The 20,658-nt window shown below is 30.0% G+C and carries 12 protein-coding genes; 3 read left to right on the top strand and 9 right to left on the bottom strand.

Features of this window, described 5'->3' with window-relative positions; genetic code table 11:
- Window positions 1-56 precede the first annotated feature (56 nt).
- Complete coding sequence (gene guaA / locus HACICURT3053_RS00635; RefSeq protein ID WP_157991839.1) at window positions 57-1,637, top strand: glutamine-hydrolyzing GMP synthase; 1,581 nt, start codon at window positions 57-59, stop codon at window positions 1,635-1,637.
- A gap of 752 nt (window positions 1,638-2,389) precedes the next feature.
- On the opposite strand, the gene gyrA is transcribed toward guaA, so the two are convergent.
- A complete protein-coding gene (gene gyrA / locus HACICURT3053_RS00630) occupies window positions 2,390-4,987 on the bottom strand; it encodes a DNA topoisomerase (ATP-hydrolyzing) subunit A (protein ID WP_157991838.1) in 2,598 nt (865 codons plus the stop codon).
- A 1,282-nt stretch (window positions 4,988-6,269) separates the two neighbouring features.
- Here gyrA and gltX point away from each other — a divergent pair.
- A complete protein-coding gene (gene gltX, locus HACICURT3053_RS00625; protein ID WP_157991837.1) occupies window positions 6,270-7,709 on the top strand; it encodes a glutamate--tRNA ligase in 1,440 nt (479 codons plus the stop codon).
- A gap of 296 nt (window positions 7,710-8,005) precedes the next feature.
- Here gltX and HACICURT3053_RS00620 read toward each other — a convergent pair whose 3' ends face one another.
- The 8 genes from HACICURT3053_RS00620 to trmB all read right to left on the bottom strand — a co-directional run bounded on the left by HACICURT3053_RS00620 (window position 8,006) and on the right by trmB (window position 17,319).
- A complete protein-coding gene (locus tag HACICURT3053_RS00620; RefSeq protein WP_157991836.1) occupies window positions 8,006-8,308 on the bottom strand; it encodes an integration host factor subunit alpha in 303 nt (100 codons plus the stop codon).
- Window positions 8,289-10,703: a phenylalanine--tRNA ligase subunit beta gene (gene pheT, locus HACICURT3053_RS00615; protein ID WP_157991835.1), complete on the bottom strand. Its 2,415-nt coding sequence runs from the start codon at window positions 10,701-10,703 to the stop codon at window positions 8,289-8,291. The genes HACICURT3053_RS00620 and pheT overlap by 20 nt, the downstream gene beginning before the upstream one ends.
- Window positions 10,704-10,718: 15 nt before the next feature.
- The gene (pheS, locus tag HACICURT3053_RS00610; RefSeq protein WP_157991834.1) at window positions 10,719-11,702 is read right to left on the bottom strand and encodes a phenylalanine--tRNA ligase subunit alpha; all 984 of its coding nucleotides are present in this window, start codon (window positions 11,700-11,702) and stop codon (window positions 10,719-10,721) included.
- A 1,380-nt stretch (window positions 11,703-13,082) separates the two neighbouring features.
- Complete coding sequence (gene rplT, locus HACICURT3053_RS00605; protein ID WP_157991833.1) at window positions 13,083-13,439, bottom strand: 50S ribosomal protein L20; 357 nt, start codon at window positions 13,437-13,439, stop codon at window positions 13,083-13,085.
- A gap of 86 nt (window positions 13,440-13,525) precedes the next feature.
- Window positions 13,526-13,723 carry a 50S ribosomal protein L35 gene (gene rpmI / locus HACICURT3053_RS00600; RefSeq protein WP_157991832.1) on the bottom strand — a complete coding sequence of 66 codons (198 nt, stop codon included), beginning with the start codon at window positions 13,721-13,723 and terminating at the stop codon, window positions 13,526-13,528.
- Window positions 13,724-13,795: 72 nt separating this feature from the next.
- Window positions 13,796-14,344, bottom strand: a complete 549-nt coding sequence (gene infC / locus HACICURT3053_RS00595) for a translation initiation factor IF-3 (protein WP_157992290.1) — start codon at window positions 14,342-14,344, stop codon at window positions 13,796-13,798.
- 18 nt (window positions 14,345-14,362) lie between these two features.
- Window positions 14,363-16,288, bottom strand: coding sequence for a threonine--tRNA ligase (thrS, locus tag HACICURT3053_RS00590; RefSeq protein WP_157991831.1), 1,926 nt, complete (start codon window positions 16,286-16,288; stop codon window positions 14,363-14,365).
- 314 nt (window positions 16,289-16,602) lie between these two features.
- Entirely contained in the window at window positions 16,603-17,319 is a 717-nt protein-coding gene (trmB, locus tag HACICURT3053_RS00585) for a tRNA (guanosine(46)-N7)-methyltransferase TrmB (protein WP_157992289.1), read from the bottom strand.
- Between the two features lie 3,086 nt (window positions 17,320-20,405).
- On the opposite strand from trmB, the gene HACICURT3053_RS03380 reads away from it, so the two are divergent.
- A partial coding sequence (locus HACICURT3053_RS03380; protein WP_414973880.1) for a TerC family protein occupies window positions 20,406-20,658 on the top strand: 253 nt, incomplete at its 3' end.

The raw sequence follows: 20,658 nt of genomic DNA, 5'->3' as shown, positions 1-20,658 counted from the left end.
CTTGTTCTTATATATCATCAACCATATCACATATAACTTAGTCTTAGGATGACCAGATGAATCTAAAAAATATGCATAAAGATCGAATTCTTATCATAGATTTTGGTTCACAATATACCGTTCTTATTGCTCGCCGAATACGAGAACTTGGGGTATATTGTGAACTATGGGACTGGAATGTAACCAAGAAACAGGTTGAATCATTTAATCCAAATGGAATCATCCTTTCAGGAGGTCCAGAAAGCAGCATCTCTTATAATAGCCCTCGAGCTCCCGATTATATATTTTATTCTGACATCCCCATTTTAGGTATCTGCTATGGCATGCAAATTATGACAATACAGCTTGGTGGCCAAGTACTAACTGCCAATAAACGTGAATTTGGTCATGCTCAAGTTGAAATTATAAAAGACAGCCCTTTAATCTTCGATCTTAAAGATACAACTAACATAAATAACAAAACAATACTTAATGTATGGATGAGTCATTGTGACATTGTCACAATTATTCCAAAGGATTTTACCCCTATAGCTAGAACTAACAATTGTCCATTTTCTATTATAGCAAACGAAAAAAAACGTTTCTACGGTGTACAATTTCATCCAGAAGTCACACAAACGAATCAAGGAAAAAAATTGTTAAAAAACTTTGTCCATAACATCTGTGAATGCACGGCTCTATGGACTCCAGTCAATATTCTTGATAATATTGTCACTTCTCTCAAAAAAACATTAGGTAATGACAAAGTAATCATTGGTCTCTCTGGTGGTATTGACTCTACAGTTGCAGCTCTTTTACTTCATCGCGCTATAGGCAAGCATCTAACTTGTATCTTTATCGATAATGGTCTTCTTCGCCTTCATGAGGCAACTCAAGTCATGACAATGTTTTCTAGTCACCTTGGCCTTAATGTTTTACATATAGAAGCGGAACAACGTTTTCTTAATGCTCTCGACAACATAGAAGACCCAGAAGAAAAAAGAAAAATTATTGGACGAGTATTTATTGAAATCTTCGATGAAGAAGCATCAAAACTATGCAATATACAATGGTTAGCGCAAGGAACTATCTATCCTGATATCATTGAATCTGCCATGTCTAACAATACTACAACACGAATGATTAAATCACATCACAATGTTGGCGGTTTACCAAAAAAGATGAAACTGCACCTAATAGAACCTGTTAAAACACTCTTTAAAGATGAAATCAAGAAGATCGGAATAGAACTTGGTTTACCCAGTTCCATAATAGCTCGTCATCCTTTTCCAGGACCAGGGCTTGCAATACGAATTTTAGGTAATGTTAAAAAAGAATATTGCGATCTTTTACGCTATGCTGACTCAATATTTATTGAAGAATTACATCATGCCAACTTATATAATAAAATCAGCCAAGCGTTTACTGTTTTTCTTCCAATTCGTTCCGTTGGAATCATGGGTGATGAACGAAAATATGATTGGGTTATCGCTTTACGTGCTGTTGAAACGATTGACTTTATGACTGCGCGGTGGGCTTATTTAACCCACGATTTTCTTGCTCATGTCTCAAATCGCATAATAAATGAAATAAAAGGCATCTCCCGTGTCGTGTATGATATCTCTGGGAAACCACCAGCTACAATTGAATGGGAATAACCTTAATTTACCAAATTCACTAAATAAAAAGATTTAAAAAAATAAAGATAATCTATAATTATATTATAAATATAATATTCCAGAATATTTACTGAATGTTCATGGAAACTCAATTACTTCATGAACACTCATCTAATGAATTTTCTAAAAATTATCTGACTTTGTTCACTATTACAAATCGTATTTACCTAAAATGAATATATATAAATATAATAAAATAAATATTTATTGATGAGATAATCGAAAATTTTCTAAAAATTCTAAAGATATTCCACTGATCTTTATATAACTAAAACAAACTTATAAAATAAACCTTCAAATAATTTTATATAACGAAAACCTTATATATTAATTTAGACTCTAGATCCTCAATACCAATTAATAAAAAAAACTAAAGTTAACTAAAAAACTTAAAGCACACTATAAAATAAATTTATGAAACTTATCTGATCAAAATAATATTATATAAATAATATATTCAACTTGATCAAAAAATCACATTCTCTGCAGAATATTTTAGAAATAAAAACTTAATACGTATTATAACTCCTTCTAAATAAGGAGGAAGCATAGATGATATAAATTATCTATATCTTAAAATTATGGGAAAATAATAACGCTAATAATCCTAGTAAAATAATATTAGAAATAGATATTATAACATAATTAACTATTTATTAAAAAAATAGCCTTGCAACAGTACAATTGAAAGGCTATTCAGGATTATCCTCTAAGCTAGCGCTACATCAATATCATATTGAGAATCTAGTATTACTACCTATCTGTTCTATATTAGTAATGTGGTCTAAATTTTCTTCCACTATCGGTTCAGCAACTCTCTGTAGTCCCACTACTTTTTCTCCAATAGCAGTACGAATTAAAATCACACCCTGCGTATTGCGACCAATTACACTAACCTCATCCACACGCGTACGAACTAAAGTACCTGCATCAGTAATCATCATAATTTGATCTCTATCAGTAACCTGTACAGCACCAACTACTAACCCATTACGTTTACTAACTTTAATCGAAATTACACCTTGCGTCCCACGTGATTTAATGGGATAAGCTCGATTCTTTGTACGCTTTCCATAACCATTTTGGGTAATAGTCATAATAGCGCTATCATCACGAGGAACGATTAGAGAAACAACGTGATCACCCTTTGTTAACTTAATTCCACGAACCCCAGAAGCCATGCGACCCATTGTGCGAACTGAATTTTCAGAAAAACGAACAACTTTCCCCTCTGCAGAAAAAAGCATCGCCTCATCATTACCATTAGTAAGTGACACACCAATTAACTCATCTTCATTACGCAGTTTAACAGCAATAATACCGGAATGACGTGGACGCCTAAATTCCTCTAATGCTGTTTTCTTGACCATCCCACTTGCAGTGGCCATAAAGATCTTCGATCCTTCAGCATATTCACTAACTGGTAAAAGAGCAGTAATACGCTCATGAGCGACTAAAGGTAATAAATTGACAATTGGCCGGCCCCTAGCACCACGACTTGCTTCTGGTAATTGATGAACTTTAATCCAATATAAACGACCTAGACTTGAAAAACATAAAATTGTATCATGACTATTAGCTACTAATAGACGATTAATAAAATCTTGTTCTTTAATACGCGCAGCTAATTTTCCCTTACCACCACGCCGCTGAGCTTCGTAAACAACTAATGGCTGATATTTAATATATCCCTGATAAGATAATGTAACTACTACATCTTCTTGACGAATAAGATCTGAAATATTAATATTAGCGCTAGACGAAGTAATTTCAGTGCGACGCTTGTCACCAAACTGCGAGCGAATCAATTCTAGTTCTTCACAAATAACTTCTAACAAACGAACTGAGCTATCAAGAATACATCGAAGCCCAGTCATCTTCTTTAATAAAGACTTATACTCTGAAAGTAATTTTTCATGTTCTAGTCCAGTAATTTTCTGTAGCTTTAAATCTAAAATTGCTTGAGCTTGTTGATCCGTAAAATAATACTGACTAGAAGATATAGGAGACGAAGCCTTTAACCTCTGTACATGAGCCATGTTTAAGAGCGCAGGGTTTAACATTGTAGAAATGCTACCCACGTCCCATGTGCGTTCCAGTAAACCTGATTTTGCCTCTTCTGGTGTAGAAGAACAACGAATTAACTTAATCACAGAATCAATATTTACCAACGCTAATGCTAACCCTTCAAGAATATGAGCACGACCCCCCGCTTGACGCAGCTCAAACAATGTACGACGAGTAATAACTTCGCGACGATGACGAACAAAAGCTTCTAATATATCCTTTAATGACATTATTTTCGGCTGCCCTTGATGCAAGGCCACCATATTGATACAAAATGAAATCTGTAACTGAGTTAATGAATAAAGATTGTTTAATATAACTTCAGCTACCTCATCACGCTTTACTTCTATAACAATCCTCATTCCTTCTTTATCAGATTCATCCCTTAATGCAGTAATTCCATTTAGACGCTTATCTTTTACTAATTCAGCAATTTTTTCAATTAAATGAGATTTATTTACCTGATAAGGAATCTCATTAACAATAATTGTTTCTCGTTTTGTTTTGGTATCTACTTCAATTACCGCACGAGCACGAATATAAATTTTCCCACGGCCAGTCCGATAAGCTTCATTAATTCCATCCCGACCGTGAATTAAAGCAGCAGTAGGAAAATCAGGACCTGGGATATATTTCATCAATCCTTCGACAGTAATATTGTCGATTTTTAAATATGCTAAACAAGCATTAATAACTTCGGTAATGTTATGCGGAGGAATATTTGTAGCCATCCCAACAGCAATACCAGAAGATCCATTAATAAGAAGATTGGGAATACGAGTTGGCATAACAGATGGGATCTTTTCTGTGCTGTCATAGTTGAGTACAAAATCAACAGTATCTTTATCTAAATCCGATAGTAACTCATGAGCAATTTTAGACATACGAACTTCCGTATATCGCATGGCTGCAGCAGAGTCTCCATCCACTGATCCAAAATTACCTTGTCCATCAACTAATCTATAACGTAACGAAAACGACTGAGCCATCCGAACAATCGTCTCATATACAGCTACATCACCATGTGGATGGTATTTACCAATTACGTCACCAACAACACGAGCGGATTTCTTATAGGCTTTGTTCCATTCATTACCAAGAATGCTCATCGCATAAAGTACACGACGATGAACAGGTTTTAAACCATCACGAACATCTGGTAATGCACGACCAACAATCACCGACATTGCATAATCCAGATAAGAGTGCTTTAATTCTTCTTCAATATTAACCGGTTTAATTTTAGGGATAAGATTACTCATAAACGCACTTTCCTTTCTATAATAAATCCTAAATTTAACAACATAATAACATATTGAACTAAATCCCTTAAGAATGGAAAATATTAGTCTGATAAGTTTTACTGAGTTCTATATACTACAAAAAGATTAATACACATTTTCTATACAAGAAATACATATATAAGAAATAAATTATGAATATAATATTTCAATATCCATTGAAATATTCATTTAATACAATCACTTAAATCTTAAGAACCTATAATTCTTCAAAAAGGAATAGATATTATTAATATACAATTTAAGAAAACAAATTAAACATATAACTTTAATATTGCATATGTTTTCATACACCTGTGAATACAGAAAAATATATCTATAGTCTAATTTCATTACAATGTATTCTGCATATATAAAGTTTTATTTGTTTTAATAAGCGCCATCTCACGAATTTATAAAAACCTTATGGAAAAAAATTTTAGAAAAAAGATATGTCTACTCAGTTGAAATTAATGAAAACGTTATTTGATCTTCTGATAAACTAATCTCTTGTAATTAAATTCTATCAATTACTTAAATAAAAAATAAGTTGAAATTAATTAGAGGTTAACGATCGATGACAATCGATGAATTAACTATTTGATCAAAAGCAAATGCCTGAGAATCTTGATTCTCATGATTTATAAAAAAATCAATACATCTATTTCAGTAATCCAAATATCACAAATAATCAAACTCATCTTACTTACCTCTTAGATAAGCTTCTCCTAGATCAAAACCATTGATATATATTATTCATTGATACCTAAAGAGATAAAATTATAATGTCAATAACATTGATAATATCGCTGATAAACCAACAATAACTAAATAAATTCAGGACTCATTTTTTTAAAATTCCTAACATGTAAAAAAATTAAAAATAATATTAAGAGACAGTTAGTCTCCAATAGACTATTCTATATTAAAAGTATCTATGCATTTGTCTAAAAATATCATTATCACTACCTTGAATCATGATAATTATTGATTCTGAAAATTTATAATTATGTCAGTGTATGTAGTACTTAAACGAAAATAAACTAGATGCAATTAACACTATATACTCAATGATATTCTTTAAAATAAGAAATACCTTTTTATTCTTAAATAATAAAATATTGCATAAGTCACTTATATAACAATATACCCTATTAAAAAACAGAAATTTATCATTTAAAGTCATAATCAAAGATTATATTATTCAAATAATACAAAGTAATGTACAACTGAGTTATATATTCTAATCATTAAATATTAATTTATGAAAATTAAAACCCGTTTTGCTCCCAGTCCTACAGGCTCTTTACATATTGGTGGTGCTCGCACCGCATTATATTCATGGCTATTTGCTCGACAACATAATGGTCAATTTGTCTTACGTATTGAAGATACTGATTCTGAGCGGTCTACTCAAGAATCTAGTACTGACATTATAGATAGTATGCAATGGTTAAATTTAGATTGGGATGAAGGCCCTTATTATCAGACCAAGCGATATGATCGTTATAATCTAGTGATCAACCAAATGTTAGAAACCCGTAATGCATATAAATGTTTTTGTACTAAAAAACGATTAGATGAATTGCGTAAATATCAAATACTTAATGGAGAAAAACCACACTATGACGGATATTGCAGAAATAAATATAATAATCAGGATGATGATAAAATACACGTAGTCCGATTTTGTAACCCAAAAGAAGGATTAGTAGTTTTTGATGATCAAATACGTGGGCCAATTCAATATCATAATAAAGAGCTAGATGATCTTATTATCCGCCGGTCGGACGGAACCCCTACCTATAACTTTTGTGTAGTCATTGATGACTGGGACATGAAAATCACCCATGTTATTCGTGGGACAGACCATATCAATAACACCCCGCGCCAAATTAATATTCTTAAAGCAATTTCCGCGCCTATTCCTACCTACGCCCATTTACCTATGATTCTTGACTCTAATGGAAAGAAATTATCAAAACGTCATGGAGTCGCTCAAGTATTATGGTATCGAGATCAAGGCTACTTACCTGAAGCGTTACTAAACTATTTACTGAGACTGGGATGGTCTTATGGTGATCAAGAAATATTTAGTACAAAATCCATGAAACAGTTTTTTACACTCAATACAGTAAGCAAATCTGCCAGTACTATCAATAACAAAAAACTACAATGGCTTAATCAATATTATATTAATAATCTACCTTCGGAATATGTTGCTTCTCATCTCCAAAAACATCTTGAGAAAAATAAGATCAATATCCACCTTGGCCCAAGACTAGATGACATAATCCAGTTACTTGGAAAACGTTGTAAAACGTTAAAAGATATGGCAGATTCCTGCCGCTATTTTTATGAAGAATTGAATTCATTTGATGATCATTCAGCTAAAATATATCTAAATTCAAACTCTGAAGAGCTTAGACTTCTTTTAGGAGCAGTATACATCAAACTAGCAAATATACATAATTGGACCATAGAAGAAATTCAAAAAAAAATTACGGAATGCGCTGATATACTCTTAATTCATATAGGAAAAATAGCTATGCCACTTCGCGTATCTGTTACTGGTCAAGCAAAATCACCGGAACTCTATATGACTATTTATGCCATTGGTCAAGAACGAACTTTAACTCGCATTGAAAATGCTCTAATGTATATCGTTAACAATCAAGATAAAAAAGAGTATCAGAAATATTAAAATCTATCATATTAAATCATATTTAATGCTTCGCTTAAGAATATAATAAAGATTATTAGATCTACCTCAATTCTAAATTGAGCACTCATATGAATGTGATTTACAAATCCATAGCCGATCCTTTAAATATAAGGAGAAATATCTTTCTTTACTTTTATATAAAATTTTGTATAATTTAATACTCGATATAAGTTTACCTAGACTTGAGATCATTCTAAATTTTTTTAAAACTCTTATCTTTATGGTAAACTGGATTACTACTAGCTAAATCGAGTCATCTGACGATATTAATTACTTTAATCTAATTTTGGTCTAGTTTTTTCAACACAACTTTTTAATCTTTGACCTGGACGAAACATGACCACTCGACGTGCCTTAATAGGAATGACTACACCTGTTTTAGGGTTGCGTCCTGGACGTTCTTTTTTCCAACGAAGATAAAAATTGCCAAATCCTGATAATTTTACTTTCTCACCATTTTCTAAAGAACAACGAAGTTCTTCAAAAAACAATTCAACAAGTTCTTTAGCGAAACGTTTTTTCAGTCCAAAAAATTTTGAAAATAAATATCCTGATATTTTATCTTTTGTTAGAGCCATATCTTCCATCCCTTAATGATGCTTGAAATCGTTTCTCAAGAGATTTTATACATCTACCTATAATAACGGCAAGATCCTTTTCGTGTAGCGTTCGACAGATATCTTGTATAATAATGCTAATCGCAAAACTCTTAAAGCCTTGGACAATACCCTGGCCACGATAGATATCAAATAAATTCACGCAAATTACTGTCTCCCCTCCAGCTTTCTTGCACTCTTTAAGTACATCTGATGCTCGTACATGTTCGGGAACAATTATAGAAATATCCCGACGATTAAAAGGAAAAGGAGAAAGAGGATGAGCATGAGGAAAGATTCGTCCTAAAACCTTTTCCCAAAAAATTTCAAACATAATAACGCGACTCTTTAACCCAAGTTTCTGTTCTAAAAAAGGATTAATTGTCCCAATACAGCCAATATACTCTTGAAGCATATAAATCCCAGCACATTGACCAGGATGAAACGCAGGATTGACTACTGGAAAAAATTCCACATTGTCTGCTTGACTAAGCAATTGAAATAAAGACTCTAAATCACCTTTTACATCGTAAAAATCTACTAAATCCTTAGGTAGATCCCAGTGCTCTGCATAACGGTAACCACTCACAACACCTGCTAATATTAATTCCTGTCGAATGCCAAGAGGCGCTTTTATATCGGGTACAAAACGTAAACCACTCTCAAAAAAACGTATATGTAACTGTTGTCGATTCTGATTGTATAATATTGCACCTAATAAACCAGTCCACAACGATAAACGCATTACAGACATTTCAACTGAAACAGGATTAAGCAGTCCTAGACCCTCATCTCTAGGATGTAACAATTTTTGTAATTTTGGATTAACAAAACTATACGTAATAGCTTCCTGATAACCTCTATCTACTAATAAAGTTTTAGCACGCTTTAAAGATAAAGCTTTGTTATTTCTTCTAGAAATAACTAAATTAGTTTTTATTGAAATATTAACAATATTATTATAACCATAAATCCGCGTAATTTCTTCTATTAAATCTTCTTCAAGAACTAGATCAAATCGCCAACTGGGTGATCTTACCTCCCAGTAATCTAATTGTTTAGTAACTTTACACCCAAGACGATGGAGAATATCCGTTACTACAACATCCTCTATTATATTTCCAATTAAACGATCTAGATTTACACGATAAAGAATAATCACGTCTCGACTAGGTAACTTGTTCTGGTAAGTAATATCAATTATAGATCCTGCAGATCCTCCGCAGATAGTTAATAAAAGATGTGTTGCTCGTTCAATAGCTTTATTCTGTAATTCTGAATCAACTCCTCTCTCAAAACGACTTGAGGATTCTGTATATAAACCATATTTTCGGGCTCGCCCAATAATTGCCAATGAACTAAAAAAAGCACATTCAAGAACTATGCTCTTAGTATCTAAAGTAATACCAACCTCTTGACTTCCACAAATTCCAGCCATAGCCAATATTTTATATTCGTCAGCCACTACTAATGTATCAGTTCCTAATCTAGTTTCACTACCATCTGGTAATTGAAATATTTCATTTTCTTTAGAATAACGCACTATAATTGCACCAGAAATTCGATCACGATCGAAGGCATGTATCGGCTGACCTAACTCCAATAAAATATAATTAGTAATATCAACTACTGGATTTAAAGAACGCATACCACAACGACGTAATTTTTCCTGAATCCAAAATGGCGTTGCACTTCTTAAATTATCTAATTTTATAACTCTTGCTAAATAACGTGGACAAGCTTCTATATCATCAATATGAATCTGGATTATATCTGGTATACTAGCAGTTACAGGAAAAATATCTACTTCATTTAACGACATGCGGTTTAAAACAGAAACATCACGAGCAATACCAAGAATACTCAAACAATCCCCCCTATTAGGCGTGATGCTAACATCAATAATATTGTCGTTTATCCGTAAATACTGCAAAACATCAGAACCAATAACAGAATTACAAGGTAATTCTATAACACCTTCTTGATTAATAAAAAGACCTAACTGAGAAAATGAACATAATATCCATCTAGGATGTTTCTCACGAATGTGAGAAACATCAACTTTAACACTAGAGGATGATAGGTGATCACACCTTGCCACAACAACTTTTAACCCTCTACGACAATTAGAGGCATTACAAGGAATATCCAATAACCGATCAATACCAATATTTACCTGAGTCATCCAAATGTTACTAGAATCTGGATTCGAATAACATTGCTCTATCTTACCAACTACTATCTTATTAAAAGAATGAAATTGCACTGCTTCTATGCTATTTACTGATAGACCCGCCATGGATATTTGACTACAAAGAGACGATATATCTATTGCGGGATCAACCCATTCTCTTAACCAAAATTCACTAAATTTCATTAATCGTATCCGTCCTTATTGAAACTGTTTAAGAAAACATAGATCATTTTCAAAGAAATCACGCGAATCAATTACACCATAACGTAGCATAGTTAGACGTTCCATACCCATACCAAAAGCAAACCCAGAGTAAATCATTGGATTAATACCAACAGCATTCATCACATTAGGGTGAACCATTCCACAACCAAGTACTTCTAACCATTGCCCATTTCCAGCCATGATATCAACTTCAGCAGATGGCTCTGTAAAAGGAAAGTAAGATGCACGAAAACGTATCGGCATTTGATCTTCAAAAAAATTTTTTAAAAAATCAAACAGTATTCCTTTTAAATGAGCAAAACTAATGCTCTCCTCCACCAGAAGACCCTCCATCTGATGAAACATTGGTGTATGAGTGCGGTCATAATCATTGCGATAAACACGACCAGGTGCAATCATGCGAATAGGAGGCTTTTTCTGTTTCATAGTGTGAATTTGAATGCCAGAAGTCTGAGTGCGCAATAAACGGGTAGAATCAAACCAAAAAGTATCATGTTCTGATCTAGCAGGATGGTGATAGGGAATATTCAAAGCGTCAAAATTATGATAACAATCTTCAATATCTGGCGACTCTTTTACTATAAAACCTAGTTCGCTAAAAAAGGTTTCAATACAATTGATAGTACAAGTAATAGGGTGTAAACCCCCATTAACTGTTTGTCTTCCTGGTAATGAGACATCAATATACTCCTGATCTAGCTTTGTCTTTCTTTCCAAGACCTCTATCATATCCTTTCGTGCAGTTAAAGCATTCTTTATGGATTCTTTAGCTCGATTAATTTCGGATCCAGTAATAAGACGCTCTCGTTCATCAAGAGTGCGTAATCTAGCTATCTGAAGCGTGATGTGACCATTTTTACCAAAATATTCGAGGCGTACTTTTTCTAGGTTATTAATATTATTAGAGTTATTAACAGCTATTTTCGCTTTTTTTATTAAATGATCGATATACGACATTTTTCTGTCTCCAACCATGCTGAATCAGGTATCTTATAACATACAAATAACTCCTCAGTAATAATAATTTAATCAACTAACGCCTCCTTCTCTTGAATATATGAAAAGATATTTTAAGAAATAAGGATCGTATTTTTACTATTATAGGAAAATAGACCTAACATTGGGAAAGCCTAATAAATGGTTTAAACTTTAAAATTAAACACATGTTTTAATCAATCTAAACTTAGAGTATAGATTAGTAGCTAAATTATAAATAACTTTACAATGAGAAAAACTAAAACATACTTCTATCATAAAGTTTTCACACTAAATTTAATAAAAATATCAACTCTAATATCACTTCAATCCAATCAAAAAGAGCATGTTTATAAACTGAATACTGTTAATAACATTATTCTAATATACTAATCATGCATATCTCTAGATTAATGTATCTAGAAATATTATGATCATCAACTCCATCTAGATCACTCTCTTAATCTTATTGATATCAAATTTAGTGCTTATCATGAGAGCAACTGATAAACTACCAATAGAAACTGATTGAAAGGCTGATACATATTTATTAGTAACTATTTAATTCAATGATCTCCTATCTTATCAACTAACTTTATATTTACGATATACCTATAACTAGCTTATTATCATTATAAAATCAACATGATATCAGTAATTAAGTTTTACACTTATAATCTACAAGATTGGTAATACATAACAAATCTTTTTAAGATCCCTTAATAATTATTTCCTGTTTATTGTATAAACTGACATAAAATGAAATTTTCATAAGAACATGAGTTGGTCAATAATAAATATTGATTATTTTTCTATTAAAATCTCCATAGTATTTTATATAAATGATAATTTTTTAAAAAATCACATCTCCATCTAATACAGGAATAAGCTACTAATAAATACTAATACTAATACAAAAACAAACCACAAAACTGTAAAATCAAATTCATAAAGAATAATAAAAAACCATAGCTATATATTAAATATGAAAAAAATTCGTTCATTCAAAATCAAGACATTAAAAATGTCATGAATTATTATAATATAATCAATTGACTTTGATGAGAAATTAAAATCTTTAATATTTAAAATATGCATAAAGCTCTTATTTTAAGCAGAAAATAATATTAAAATAGATGAAATATAAAAAACTATCTATAATTATATAATTAAACAGTTTGGTCTTAAACCAGAATCCAGATATTGTTTTCAAGACCTATCCATAAAAAATATTTTTACTTTACCAATACAACTGTAATTATTAATTTGAACGTATTAGCAAAATAATATAAAAACCATAATCTTTATAATATTTATGCATATTAAGATTATATATTTCCATTTTATGATGTATAAATTGGCTTATGCTAATGCTAATTTAGCTCTTACTACAAGTTCAGAAAAACCTTTTTTATCAAAGATAGCTATATCAGCCAAAATTTTACGATCAACTTCTATTGAAGCCTTTTTTAAACCATTCATTAAAAGACTATAAGAAATACCATTTGCACGAGATTCTGCATTAATCCGAGCAATCCACAGTTGACGAAACTGACGTTTGCGTTGCCGTCTATCACGATAAGCATACTGACCAGCTTTAATAACTGCTTGCAATGCAACACGATAAACTCGTGAACGAGCACCATAATAACCCTTGGCTTGCTGTAGAATTTTCTTATGACGCGCACGAGCAATTACACCACGTTTGACACGGGCCATTTAGCTCTCCTAGTTAATATGTGATACACTTCTCTCTCTATTGTAGAGATTCCGAATAAATACAACATTAAATAACAAAAATTATCTTATTTATAAGGCAAACATGCTATAACTAAACCTACATCACTCTTAGACACCATGGTTGCAGAACGTAAATGACGTTTGCGTTTGGTTGATTTTTTTGTCAAAATATGACGAAGGTTAGCATGTTTATGCTTGAAACCACCTGATGCAGTCTTCTTAAAACGCTTTATAGCACTACGTACAGTTTTAATCTTCGGCATATCAGTTATCTACCTTTGATAATCAGTTAAAAAAAGAGAAATAAAATTCTCATGATACCATATCAATACCAATTACTTCTTCTTTGGCGCAAGAATCATAATCATCTGACGACCTTCAATTTTATTAGGAAAAGATTCAACAGTAGCTAAATTTAGCTCTTCACATAAATCCTTACGCACACGATTAATTACTGCCATACCTATTTGTTGATGCGCCATTTCACGACCACGAAAACATAGAGTGATTTTAGCTTTATCTCCATCCTCTAAAAAACGAATTAAATTCCGTAATTTTACTTGATAATCTCCATCGTCAGTGCCAGGACGAAATTTAATTTCCTTAACTTGAATAACTTTTTGTTTTTTTTTCTGTTCCTTATATGATTTATTTTTTTCATAAAGAAACTTCCCATAGTCCATAATACGACAAACGGTAGGGTCAGCGTTTGGGCTGATTTCAACAAGATCAACACCAGCTATCTTAGCTTTTTCCAAAGCTTCATTCAAGCTAACGATACCAAGCTGTTCACCGTCAAAATCTGTTAGACGCACCTTAGAAGCACGAATATCCTCATTTATACGATTTGGACGAACTGGTTGAACTCTCTTTCCGACTTTAATACTTGACTCCTCCAGATATTAATCCATTAATCGTAAATTACGATTGAATATTTCATCTTGTAATCTTACTAACCACTCAGATAAATTTAAAAATCCTAAATCTTTACCATCTCGTTTTCGAACAGATACCGCATCCTTCTTCATCTCTTTATCACCACAAACTAATAGATAGGGCACATGGCGTAAAGTATGTTCACGAATTTTTAATCCAATCTTTTCATTTCTTAAATCTGATTGAACACGAATTCCTGCATTTTGTAACGTCTGGACTAAATCCGCAACATATTTAAATTGAATCTTAGTTACATTCATTACTACTACTTGTAATGGAGCTAGCCAGGTAGGAAAACATCCAGCATATTCTTCTATTAATATTCCAATAAAACGCTCCATTGAACCTAATATAGCACGATGAATCATCACCGGAACCTGACGTTGATTATCTCTGTCAATATAAAATGCATTTAAACGAGAAGGTAATATAAAATCTAACTGTATTGTACCACATTGCCAAGCCCTATCAAGACAATCATATAAAGTAAATTCAATTTTCGGACCATAAAAAGCGGCCTCACCCGGTTGATATTCAAAAGGAATATTATTGGTTTTCAGTGAAGTAACTAAATCAGATTCTGCTCGATCCCATAGCGAATCATTAACCATAAGTTTTAAAGGGCGCGTAGAGAGTTTGACTAAAATTTTTTGAAAACCAAAAGTACTATACATATCATATAGCATATGAATACAATTATTTAATTCATTAAGGACTTGGTCTTGTGTGCAAAAAATATGAGCATCATCTTGAGTAAAGTTACGCACACGCATCAAGCCATGTAATGAACCTGACAATTCATTACGATGACAACTGCCAAATTCAGCCATACGTAAAGGAAGATCTCGGTAAGATTTCAAGCCTTGATTAAATATAAGAATATGTCCTGGACAATTCATGGGTTTAATACAAAATTCACGATTTTCAGACGATGTAACAAATATTGCCTCTTTGTAATTATCCCAGTGACCAGTCCGATTCCAAAGACTACGATCCATCATAAATGGACCTTTTACCTCCTGATAATTATATGCCCGAAGCCTGTTACGAACAAAAGTTTCTAACTCACGAAAAATACTCCAGCCATGATTATGCCAAAAAACCATACCAGGAGCCTCTTCCTGCATATGGTATAAATCAAGCTGTTTACTAATGTGACGATGATCACGTTTTTCCGCTTTTTTCAAATTGAATAGATAGGATAACAATTGGTTTTCGTTAGACCACGCAGTACCATAGATACGTTGTAACATCTTATTGTTTTGATTACCACGCCAGTAAGCACCAGATATTTTATGAAGCTTAAAATTATGGCAAAATTGCATATTGGGCACATGTGGACCACGACACATATCAATATATTCCTGATGGTAATAAAGATTCAGATACATATCAGGATTAATGTCTTCATCTAAAATAGCTATTTTATATATTTCACCACGTGAAATAAAAATATCACGAGCTTCTTTCCAGCTTACCGTCTTCTTATACACATTATAATTAGTATTTGCTAAATAGTGCATACGTTGTTCAAGTAACTCTATATCATCCTTAGTTAATTTATGTTCAAGATCAATATCATAATAAAAACCATTATGAATAACCGGACCAATTGCCATTTTAGTTAGTGGCCAAAGTTGTTTAATCGCATGACCTAAAAGGTGAGCACATGAATGACGGATGATATCTATACCTATTTTGTCTTCTGAAGTAATTATGATCACCGATGCATCTGATACAATTTGTTCACATGAATCAACTATCTCATTATTTACATACCCAGCAACACAGACTTTTGCTAATTCAGGAGAAATATCTCTAGCAATGTCTATCACGCTAATAGGCTGGTTAAATAACCTCTTGCTACCATCAGAGAGGGTAATAAAGGGCATGCAGAATCCTTAATTAATTTTACAGTAGAGCTATTTATGTTATAATTATATTTTAATGTTTTAAACTGATCTCTATACCTTCTAGCATAGAATATCATATAAAAATAAGATAGATATGAATTTAAAATTACAATATATCATAGATCATATGATATGAATAGTAATGCTCTTATTTAATGAAAATCATTTCAGAAAAAATGAATACCTAAACAACCTACGATTAATCAACCAATATTAACTAATATTTATATAAAACCTTATAACTAATAAGGCTCAATATATTTTAAATATAAATAAAACATACGATAATTTTATTATGTTTTCTTAAACATCAAATCCCATGTACCATGACCTAATTGTTGACCTCTCTTCTCAAATTTTGTGATGGGTCTTGATTCTGGACGCATAATCCATTGACCATTACTTGATTGATTTTGATAACCCTGAATACCGTGCATTACCTCTAATGCATATTCAGCATAATCTTTCCAATCTGTAGCAAAATGAAAAATACCGTTTAATTCTAACCGAGAAAAAACTAGATTAGCAAATGAACTTTGTACAAGGCGACGCTTATTATGACGTACCTTATACCATGGGTCTGGAAAAAAAATTTGTACTACATATAGTGAACCTACTGGAATCATAGATTCCATAACTTCTACTGCGTCATGACATATTACACGAATATTCTTAATTCCAAGAGACTGAACCATTGATAAGCAAGAACCTACACCTGGTTTATAAACTTCAATACCCAGGAAGTTATACTGTGGATTATCAGAAGCCATAGCCACCAAGGAAGACCCCATTCCAAATCCAATCTCTACAACCACTGGTGCTGTACGATTAAATACATTGGTAAAATTAATTATATCCTTTTGATAATCAACGCCTATTTCTGGCCAAAATTCGTCCAACGCTCTCTTTTGACCTTTGGTAAAATGACCCTGACGATGTACAAAACTAAGAATTTTTCTCCTATAAACTTGCTTCTGCCTGCCCTGTAATAAACTAGAACTAATTTTCATACAAGTACCTGTAACAATTAACGATAGAACAAATAAAATCACCATTGTTTCTTTGTAATAAAAACAATAATGAATCAATTTAACTGTAAAAGTATATTCTCTTATTAATTACATACAATAAAAAAATCTATTATGTCAAAACCATTCTATTAAATATGATGGCATGATTCATATCAAACCTATAATTACTATATTTTGAAAAAAGTAAAATATATACCAACAACAGATCATTTATATTTCTATACCAATTTAACGAACTCTATAAATCAAAATAAATATAGATATTAAAAATCTAATATAATTACAATGATCATTGTAGTATCGTGCGATAATATTTATTTATGATTTTTTATTCAAATTTATAGTTTCTTATTTGAATTGCATGAAAGAGTATTCTTTATTTATTGTAAATTTATAAATAAAAAATTAAATTATATTTCTCTACGAGAGTTGTGTTTTTTTAAAAACATTATCAAATTTTTGATTATAACTCGAGAAGATATATAGTATAAAACTATTAATTATAAAACCTAATATATAAATCCCACCGATCTCTGATAAATCTTAAAATACTTCATAAATTAGAAATAAATTCATATTTTATTAAATCATTTTAATATCTATAACTATTAAATTATTAACTTAAATATATAATCTAATATTAACATCAATAATATTTATATGCTCACTTATCAAAACTTAATCATATATAAACAAGTACACTCAATATATATATTTGATAAATATATACAAATATATCGCATGTCTGAGTTATATTCTAGAATGAAGTTTCTATAATATATTAAAAATTAAAAATTAACATTTAATACTAACAATACACAACGTCTTTCTTATCATATATAAATATAAAAACACTGATATAATTAACATAAATATATATATTAAATTTTGTATTTAATTACATTATTTAAAAAAATAAAAAAAATTATATTTATACTTCAAACATAAATAATCTATATCTGATTGTAATTTCTATTACATCTTTTTATTTAATCAATAAAAACACAACGTTCAAGAATCACATGAAGATCATACATAAAATGTAAAATAAAATAAATAATATGTATTATTATATCTTAATTAAACTTTTCAAATCTGTTCGCTATATGGATAATTAATATTATGTAACTTGTAATCTTATTAATCTAAATAAATATATTTATATAAACTTAATTTAATAAAATATACTTAATATTAAATTAATAAAAATATTTATTATTAAAGATATCTATATCACTATATCTTAGTGATTACTATTCACTAAAATTTATATAATTCATATCATATAAATTTAAAATATAAAATCTATGATATACACTGTATCTTGAAAATAAATTAATGAACAATATTATTTATTATTATGTATTGATATAAAAATACAATGTATAAAAATTAAATTTCTAAAACTGTTTATTTTTTTTAAAATAAAAAATAAATCCTCATTTTATGAAAAGAATTTTTAAAATAAACATCAAAACACAGGAAGAGTTTTATCTATAAAAAATTAAATATATATCCTATATTTAAATAAAGAATAAAATCTCTTGGCAATAACCATTATTTCCTATCTCGTAATTCACTGATATCTGATAAAATATTATCTAATTATATAGACTACATCTAAAAATTAATTCACTTTTAGCTCACAAAAAATCCATAATAGACAGTATCATTATTGAAATTTTTCCATTAAAACAATCAGTAAGGTATTACGAATCAAGACATATAGGATGAGGAAAAACTAAATACGTATCCACTTATAAATTACAAAACACTGAAAATACCTATTAATCCAATAATTCAAAAATAATACCTTCGTACTCTGGCGTAATTGATAATATATTACGACATGGCTTTAAAGAATACTTTTAATCTAAATGATTCTATTTAGTTAGAAAAATCTATACACAAAACTATTCATTGGCAAAATATTAAAAATTAAATATTATTAACCCTAAATCCATAATATCAGAACTGATAACCAATTAATACAATCCTGAAAATAATTTTTATTTCTACTCAATAAATTCTTCTATCAATTATTATTAATATGATTTCATCAAATATCATATATGAACTTTAATTTAAAAAATTAGTTTATTTCGCTTATCTAGAAAAAATAACCTAAACTATTATCTATATATCTGTAGAAAATAAATCGCGCATATATAGTTGATCTCTTATTAATAGAAATAATAAAAATATTTTAAAAATATTAAAAATAAACGTATATAGTTTTATTATATAGAACTAAATTAATCTAGATTATTCTAATCTGTATTTTGATGAACTAAAATCAGATTCATCTAATTTGAAAAAAATTCAGTTTATTTAAAATCCAATTCATATAAATAAAGAATATAAATATTAAAACTATAAATAAATATATTAAAATAAATATAATATAGCATATGTTATTTAATTGTAGAAAAGAATATTTAATCTAAAATCGAATTATAGAATATTCAAGATGATTTATTAAATTCAAACTATTAAAAATAATTAAATTACTAAATATATCCAATTATTTAATTATTCTGTAGTTACAGACTAAGATATTTTTATCTTAATATAATCAATAAATCATTTATATAATCTATAATCAAGCATAGTCTATTTATTTATATAAAAAATAAGATCACCTGCTTTATTTTCGATGGATAACGCCAAGATATTACCTAATTAAACACAGAGTTATTATTAAATATATTGTAGTATTATATAGATATTGGTTTCTTTCTGTCAGAAAGAAAATGTAATAAAAAAATTTATTTTAAAATAATATTATACATACAATTATCGTAATTTTTTGTTAAACAAAATTTATAAAGTAGTGACTAGCTTTCAAATGAATTGTTATTTTAGCGAGTAAAACAAGTATTCATGTTATATAACATTGAAACCAGACCCCCTTGCTAACTTTATAATATTAGTTATTTTCTTTAAAATTTATGAGAAGTTCATATAGTTTCCACTATAATGATAGAATAAATTAAGATTAAATCTTTATTTTATGTATTTTTATAATTAATTATTATCACTCCCTTATAAGGTATTATGAAATAATGTATGAATGGATTTTTAATTTAGAAAATTGGTTAACCTTAAGTATACTAACAATTCTTGAAATTGTTCTTGGTATTGATAATATTCTCTTTCTATTACTAATAGTAGGTAAATTACCTATACATCAGCAATATATTGCCCGGTTTTTAGGTTTATCTGGTGCAATGATTATAAGGTTGATTATACTTGCATCTCTAACATGGCTTACTCATCTAAAAGAACCATTTATTACTTTTATGCATCATGTGTTTT

Source organism: Candidatus Erwinia haradaeae (genome assembly GCF_900698855.1).
GTDB classification, from domain to species: Bacteria; Pseudomonadota; Gammaproteobacteria; order Enterobacterales; family Enterobacteriaceae; genus Erwinia_E; species Erwinia_E haradaeae_F.
This window is presented reverse-complemented; position numbering and strand designations above follow the sequence as displayed.